Here is a 6732-nt window from a genome sequence, read left to right as displayed (position 1 = left end):
CCCCACGACCCACTAGCTGCGGCGGGTACGGCGGCGCAGGAACCCGGCCAGCATCATCGCCGGCAGCAGCACCATCGCGGGGAGGAGCATCCGGGAGCTGGTCGACTCGGCGCGGGGGGACATGTCCTTGGGCGTCAACGTCGGGACCTCGCGGTCCAGGCCGTCGAAGCTGTAGACGTCGAAGCCACGCACGAGGTCGTTGCCGTAGCCGTAGAAGGACCCGTCGCGCCTGATCCGGTTGGTCTTGAACGACCAGGTGTCGGAGTCGGGCATCACGTAGTGCCCGACCTCCTTCATCCCGATGCCCTCACCGAACGCGGGGGCCGACGACGGCTCGGCCGTGGCCAGGCCAGCGATGTCGATGACCCGCACCCCCTGGGCGTACCACGCGATCGTCATCATCTGCTGGCGCGGGTAGATCCGCAGCACGTGCGAGGTGCAGGTCGCGCCGTCCTGGACCGTGGTGGCCGGGATGAACCACGTCCCGATCTTCTCGGGGTCCTGCTCCTGGGTGATGTCGTAGACGTGCAGGCCGCCACCCGGGCACTCGGCGCTGGCCGCCGCTCCGGCCCGCTCGTCGGTGATGATCAGGACGTCGCGCTGCGTGCCGTCGGGACGCTCGAGGGTCACCGGGTCGGACTGGTGCACCACGTTGATCGCGGGGTCGACGATCTGCTCGACCTGCTGCGGGTCGGCCGGGTCGGTGGTGTCCAGGATCAGCGTCTGCGACAGCGCTGCGACGTAGGCCCGCGACCCGGACTCGTTGAAGGTGATGTCGTGGGACTCCGACCCGAGCGAGGTGGGGACGAAGGGGATCGGGTAGTCCTGCACCTTCTTCGGTGCGCTGGGCTGGGAGATGTCGTAGATCGTGATGGTGGGCGACGTGCTCGTGATCAGGTCGGAGTTGGAGTTGTAGAGGTAGTCGCCGCTGGGGTGGATGGTCATGTTGTGCGAGCCACGGGGCACCGGCAGGAAGCTCACCGTCTGCGGGCTCCGGGGGGACGTGATGTCCACGATGACGGTGCCCGACGCCGTGGAGTCGAGGTCGAGGTCCCGGGCGCACTGCGACGCCGCACCAGCAGCGCCGAACGTGCTGTCCGCCGTGTAGCTGGCGAGCACCCGTCCGTCGTTCCGCCAGACCTGGATGTCGCCCTGGGTCACCTTGCAGTCGTAGACGGCGACACGCTGCGGCGACCGCGGGCGCGTGATGTCGATGATCTGCATCCCGCCGCGCAAGGTCCCGGCCAGGGCGTAGTCGCGCCCTCCCAGCCGCACGAACTCGATGTCGGAACCGTTCTGCGCCTCACCCGAGTCGTTGTACTGCAGGTTGGCGACGAAGCTCATCTTGTCGCCCTCGCCGGAGGTCTCGACCTGAGCCGCCCGCGTGTTCGTGGGCAGGTCGCCGCCCTCGTGGGCCGTCGCCGGCGCGAGACCGCACACGGAGAGCGCCAGCACCCCCGCGGCGGCCGTCGTGCGCACCAGATTCCTGTTCACCATCGAAACTGCCTCCACTGAAGGGAAAGTCGTCCACGAGGCCCAACGAGCCGCACGGTCCGGGGTTACCGTGCTGGTCATGCGCATCCCGCTGCTCGGAGCCCTGTGCCTGTTGCTGCTGGCCCCCGCCGCGCCGGGGGTCGCCACCGTCGAGGACGCCTCTCCCCCGGCGTCCGCCGGCGTGGCTCCACGGATCCCCGCCCTGCAGGCAGCCCGCCAGGTCACCGGTCTGACCCACCCCTGGGACGTGCAGCCGGTCGGCGGTGGCCGGCTGCTGATCACCGAGCGAGCGGGTGGTCTCCGGCTCTGGGAGAACGGCACCACCAGCCAGGTCCAGTTCCCCAGCGACCGGGTCTGGGCATCCGGGGAGACCGGCCTGATGTCGATGGAGGTCGACCCCCGCTTCGGCAGGAACGGCCGCTTCTACACCTGCCAGGGGTGGCGCACCGCGGGTGGCGGCCACGACATCCGGGTGATCGCCTGGCGCCTCGACGACGCCGGCACCCGCGCCCGTCTCGTGGAGACCCTGCTCGCCGGGTTTCCCACCACGACCGGCAGGCACGGAGGCTGCCGGTTGCTGGTCCTGCGCAACGGTGCTCTCCTGGTCGGCACCGGTGACGCCGCGACCGGCACCAACCCCCGCAACCTCAGGTCGCTGGGCGGAAAGACCCTGCGGATGCACCGCATGACCGGGCGGCCCTGGCCGGGCAACCCCTTCGTCGACGCCGCCAACCGGAACCGGCGCTACGTCCACACCTACGGCCACCGCAACATCCAGGGCCTGGCCCAGCGCCGCGACGGGACGCTGTGGAACGCCGAGCACGGTCCGGGCATCGAGGACGAGGTCAACCTGCTGCGCAACGGCGGCGACTACGGGTGGCACCCGGTGCCCGGCTACAACGAGGGCGTCCCGATGACCGACCACTCCCTGCCGGGCCGGCAGATCGGCGCACGATGGGACTCGGGAGCCACTCCCGCCGCCTCGGGCGCCGCGTTCGTGCGCGGGAGCAAGTGGGGTGCCTACGAGGGCTCCCTCGCGGTCGCCTGCCTGGAGGGGAACCGGGTGATCTTCATGAAGTTCGACCGGCGCGGCCGCCTGCTGTGGACCCGCGCTCCGGCTGCGCTGCGTGCGTTCGGCCGGCTGCGTTCGGTCACGGTCGCGCCCAACAACGACCTGCTCGTCACCACGGCCAACGGTGCCGACGACTCGATCGTCAGGGTGAGCCCGCGATAGCTAGGCCGTCCACCCGAGCCACGCCCCGCCGGCGTTCAGGGCGAGGAACCAGAGCACGGCGAGCGCGACCGGGATCCACGGCACCCACGTCGGGTGGAGCGACCACCAGGCCGTGGCGACGAACAGTGCCGCTGCCCAGATGAGCAGCAGCACCACCACGGCCCACCACGGGGCCAGCAGGCCGCTGGCGGCGTACAGGAAGAAGACGCAGGCCATGCCGGCCATGCCGACGAACGGCCATGGGGAGACCGCCTGCGGCCCGCGTGGGCGACGCGCCACGGTCAGTCCTCGAGCTGCTCGTCGTTCCAGTTGGGATCGTTGTCCCACTCCTCGTTGCGCTCCTGGGCCTTCTCCAGCGCGTGCTCGGCCTCCTCCTGGGTGTCGAAGGGACCCAGACGGTCGATGGGCGGGCAGATGTTGACGCCGCTCTCGACGGTCTTGTGCTTCACGCAGTACCAGTAACCGCTCATGCCCCAAGAAAACCACGCGAAACTACACTTTGTATCCATGACCCCCGTTGCCGCCGCCACCGTCTCCGCACGCCGCGAGGTCCCTGCCCACATCGTCCGTCCCGAGTACGTCGACAAGCCGGCGCCCGCGCGCTTCACCGGCAGCGAGGTCAAGGACGAGGAGACCATCGCCCGGATGCGGATCGCCGGGCGCCTGGCGGCGCAGGCCCGCGAGCTGGTCGGCTCCCACGTCGAGCCGGGCGTCACCACCGACGAGCTGGACCGGATCGGCCACGAGTTCCTGTGCGACCACGGCGCCTACCCCTCGACGCTCGGCTACCGCGGCTTCCCCAAGTCGCTGTGCTCCAGCGTCAACGAGGTCGTCTGCCACGGCATCCCCGACAGCCGCCGGATCGAGGACGGCGACATCGTCAACATCGACATCACGGCGTTCCTCGACGGCGTCCACGGCGACACCAATGCCACGTTTCTCGCCGGCGACGTCGACGAGGAGTCACGGCTCCTGGTCGAGCGCACCCGCGAGGCGCTCGACCGCGGCATCCGGGCCGTCAAGCCCGGGCGGCGGATCAACGTCATCGGCCGGGTCATCGAGTCCTACGCCAAGCGCTTCGGCTACGGCGTGGTCCGTGAGTTCACCGGCCACGGGATCGGCACCGCCTTCCACAGCGGCCTGGTCGTCCCCCACTACGACGACGCCATGTACGACGACGTGATCGAGGTCGGCATGACCTTCACCATCGAGCCGATGCTCAACCTCGGCACCCACGAGTGGGAGATGTGGGACGACAACTGGACGGTGGTCACCCGCGACGGTCGCCGCAGCGCGCAGTTCGAGCACACCCTCCTGGTCACGCCCAGCGGCGCCGAGGTGCTCACCCTCCCCTGAGCCGTGCCTCGCCGATCCGGACGAGGATCCCAACTCCCGCTAGCCTTGGACCCGGATGGGCTGGCCGGGCGGCCGCGTCGTACTCCACCCGGAGTGCGCCGAGGAAGGTCCGGGCTCCACAGGGCGAGGTGGTGGCCAACAGCCACCCGGGGTGACCCGCGGGAAAGTGCCACAGAAAACAGACCGCCCCGCGTGCGGGGTAAGGGTGAAACGGCGGTGCAAGAGACCACCAGTACGCCGGGCGACCGGCGTAGCTAGGCAAACCCCACCTGGAGCAAGGTCAAGAAGTCCGGTGCCTGGCACCGGGCGCGCGTGCGTTCGAGGGCGGCCCGCCCGAGTACGCGGGTAGACCGCTGGAGGCGGCCGGCAACGGTCGTCGTAGATGGATGGTCGCCACGACGCCGAGAGGCGTCGTACAGAACCCGGCCTACAGGCCAGCCCATCCCTCCACCGCAGAATGGACCCCCATGACACACGTGCAGCGCTTCGACCACGTCGGCATCACCGTCGCGGACCTCGACTCCGTGACGGCGTTCTTCGTCGGCCTGGGGCTGGAGGTCGAGGGCACCGGTTCGGTGGAAGGTGAGTTCGTGGAGACCGTCTGCGGCATCCCGGGCGCACGCTGTGAGATCGCGATGCTGCGGCCGCCCGACGGAGGCTCCCGGCTGGAGCTCGCGCGCTTCGTCACCCCGGACCACGTGCCCGGCTCGCCCACGGCGATGGCCAACGAGCTCGGGCTGCGCAACGTGTCCTTCGAGGTCGGCGACCTCGAGGCGGCCGTCGATGCGGTGGCTGCGGACGGGTACGGGCTCGTCGGCGGCATCGGCGAGTACGAGAACAGCGTGCGGATGGCCTACGTGCGTGGACCCGAGGGGATCGTCGTGTGCCTGTTCGAGCAGATCGGCTGACGCAACCGTCACGCTCCGCCTGACCCGCACGGCAGTCGGGCGCCAGGTCGGATCAGACGACTGGCGGATCCGGTGCCCCGTTCCAGACCGCACCGGCGGCGGGACGCTCGTCGACGCCAGGGTCGGTCCAGCGCAGGTGCTTCATCAGGTGCACCGATCGACCGCCACCGGTGACCGTGTCGAAGACCGCACGATCGCTGAGCGCGCGCATCAGGGCAATGCCCCTGTCCCGTTCCGCGTCCTGCTCGGCCGTGGCCGGGGGTGGGGCGCCCAGGTCACCGAACCCGGCCCCCGAGTCGACCACGTCCATGGTCAGCTGTTCGTCGCCGATGCTGATCACGACGTCGTACGAGGCCCCCTGCGCCGCATGCCGGAACACGTTGATGCAGGCCTCGGAGAGCGCGACCTCCACCTCCCCCACGCACTCTGGAGTCACCCCGGCGGTGCCCAGCGCCGTTGCCACCGTGTGGCGGATCACCGGCACGCTGAGCGCCTCGCGGGGCAGAGTCATCACTACCTGAATTCGCATGGTGCCCGCCCCTGGCTAGGTCCGGCCAGGAGCTCATCGACGCTGTCGGGCGCCGCGTCCGGGCCAGCTGCATCGTCAGGGTCTGGGGCGACGCGTGGAATGCCACTCTACGCCGACCCTGGGGGAAGGAGAGGAAAGCCTGCGCGCGGGGGTCAACGCAGCTGACGGAACCTCCCCCAGTCCCCGTCGGGATCGGTGCTGATCACTTCCTCCGCGACGTCGACGAGCTTGCGGCGCCGGCTCCGGCTACGCGCGCGGATCAGGGCAAATGCCGCGTCCTGGTCGATCCCGAGGCGGGTGGCCAGTGCCCCTTTGGCCTGCTCGATCACCACCCGGCTGTTCAGTGCCGCCTGCAGCTGCTCTGCCAACAGCTCGCGGCTGCGGGCCAGACGGTCCTGCATGATCGCGATCGTCGCCACGTCGGCGAGCGCCTGGGCCAGCGGAATCTCGTCAGGCGCGATGGGCAGTGAGCTGTGCTCGCTGAGCAGGTTCAGTGCTCCGATGACCTGTCCGCGCAGGCGCATCGGCAGGGCGAGGACTCCCACGAATCCCTGCTCCCTCGCCACCGAGGCAAACGTCGGCCACCTCGTCACCTCGTGGTCGAGCCGCTCGGTGCGGACCGGCCGGCCGCTGCGGAAGCAGTCCAGGCACGGCCCCTCCTGGTGCTGGATCTGGAACAGCTCGAGCACTCGGGCCCCCGCGCTCGAGGCGGACGCGACCCGCAGCACGCCGTCCTCGTCGGACAGCAGCAGCCCCGCAGCGCTGGCGCCGAAGAGGTCCACGGACCGGGTCACCAGGTTGAACAGCAGGTCCACCACGTCGAAGTCGTCGACCAGTGTGTCGGCGACGCTGACGAACACCCTCGCCAGTTTCTCGTTGTCCACGTCTCCCACCCTCACACACGCCCGCCGTGCTCCCCAGTGGCCGGAACCAGCTGACCGGGGGTGTGGTCCGGGCCGTCACACGGGTCGACGGGGCGTGACGCATGTGCTTGGGTGGAAAGGCCCGCTGGGACCTCAGCGGACAAGACCTGGGCCCAGACCTCGCCCGCTTCTCCGGAAGCGAGGTTCGCCATTCCCGCCACCGGCGTACGACGCAAGGCAACGTGCCCGCACTGCGGTGCCCGTGTCCCGCTCGTGCGCGATCGCTGGCTGCACGTGCACAACGAGGGCAGTCCGGACTTCGTCGTTCCCCGTGCAGACCGGCCGCGT

8 protein-coding genes and 1 other RNA gene are annotated in these 6732 nt (G+C 70.1%); 4 read left to right on the top strand and 5 right to left on the bottom strand.

What is annotated here, in order from left to right; translation table 11 throughout:
* Positions 1–12: 12 nt before the first annotated feature.
* Entirely contained in the window at positions 13–1497 is a 1485-nt protein-coding gene (locus tag VFN12_RS04340) for a hypothetical protein (RefSeq protein ID WP_325117371.1), read from the bottom strand.
* A 76-nt stretch (positions 1498–1573) separates the two neighbouring features.
* On the opposite strand from VFN12_RS04340, the gene VFN12_RS04335 reads away from it, so the two are divergent.
* Complete coding sequence (locus VFN12_RS04335) at positions 1574–2728, top strand: PQQ-dependent sugar dehydrogenase (protein ID WP_325117370.1); 1155 nt, start codon at positions 1574–1576, stop codon at positions 2726–2728.
* On the opposite strand, the gene VFN12_RS04330 is transcribed toward VFN12_RS04335, so the two are convergent.
* Both VFN12_RS04330 and VFN12_RS04325 read right to left on the bottom strand, forming a co-directional pair.
* Positions 2729–3007, bottom strand: coding sequence for a hypothetical protein (locus VFN12_RS04330; RefSeq protein ID WP_325117369.1), 279 nt, complete (start codon positions 3005–3007; stop codon positions 2729–2731).
* Between the two features lie 2 nt (positions 3008–3009).
* Complete coding sequence (locus tag VFN12_RS04325) at positions 3010–3198, bottom strand: hypothetical protein (protein ID WP_325117368.1); 189 nt, start codon at positions 3196–3198, stop codon at positions 3010–3012.
* Between the two features lie 37 nt (positions 3199–3235).
* On the opposite strand from VFN12_RS04325, the gene map reads away from it, so the two are divergent.
* The 3 genes from map (at position 3236) to VFN12_RS04310 (ending at position 4992) form a co-directional block, all read left to right on the top strand.
* Positions 3236–4084, top strand: a complete 849-nt coding sequence (gene map / locus VFN12_RS04320; RefSeq protein WP_325117366.1) for a type I methionyl aminopeptidase — start codon at positions 3236–3238, stop codon at positions 4082–4084.
* A 56-nt stretch (positions 4085–4140) separates the two neighbouring features.
* Positions 4141–4530, top strand: an RNA gene (gene rnpB, locus VFN12_RS04315) — RNase P RNA component class A.
* Positions 4531–4551: 21 nt separating this feature from the next.
* Positions 4552–4992, top strand: coding sequence for a VOC family protein (locus VFN12_RS04310; protein WP_325117365.1), 441 nt, complete (start codon positions 4552–4554; stop codon positions 4990–4992).
* Between the two features lie 52 nt (positions 4993–5044).
* Here the strand turns inward: VFN12_RS04310 and VFN12_RS04305 are convergent, their stop codons facing one another.
* Complete coding sequence (locus tag VFN12_RS04305; protein ID WP_325117364.1) at positions 5045–5521, bottom strand: ATP-binding protein; 477 nt, start codon at positions 5519–5521, stop codon at positions 5045–5047.
* 152 nt (positions 5522–5673) lie between these two features.
* Positions 5674–6405, bottom strand: coding sequence for a GAF and ANTAR domain-containing protein (locus VFN12_RS04300; protein WP_325117363.1), 732 nt, complete (start codon positions 6403–6405; stop codon positions 5674–5676).
* Positions 6406–6732: the final 327 nt, after the last annotated feature.

Source organism: Nocardioides sp. (assembly GCF_035703625.1).
In the GTDB taxonomy this organism is placed as follows: domain Bacteria; phylum Actinomycetota; class Actinomycetes; order Propionibacteriales; family Nocardioidaceae; genus Nocardioides.
Note: the sequence above shows the minus strand (reverse complement) of the source record. Positions and strands in the feature narration are given on the sequence as shown.

Excerpts from the sequence above, each read along its gene's own strand:
- map (WP_325117366.1), top strand. The coding sequence starts at position 3,236 with ATGACCCCCGTTGCCGCCGCCACCGTCTCCGCACGCCGCGAGGTCCCT.
- VFN12_RS04305 (WP_325117364.1), bottom strand. The coding sequence starts at position 5,521 with ATGCGAATTCAGGTAGTGATGACTCTGCCCCGCGAGGCGCTCAGCGTG.
- VFN12_RS04335 (WP_325117370.1), top strand. The coding sequence starts at position 1,574 with ATGCGCATCCCGCTGCTCGGAGCCCTGTGCCTGTTGCTGCTGGCCCCC.
- VFN12_RS04340 (WP_325117371.1), bottom strand. The coding sequence starts at position 1,497 with ATGGTGAACAGGAATCTGGTGCGCACGACGGCCGCCGCGGGGGTGCTG.
- VFN12_RS04310 (WP_325117365.1), top strand. The coding sequence starts at position 4,552 with ATGACACACGTGCAGCGCTTCGACCACGTCGGCATCACCGTCGCGGAC.
- VFN12_RS04325 (WP_325117368.1), bottom strand. The coding sequence starts at position 3,198 with ATGAGCGGTTACTGGTACTGCGTGAAGCACAAGACCGTCGAGAGCGGC.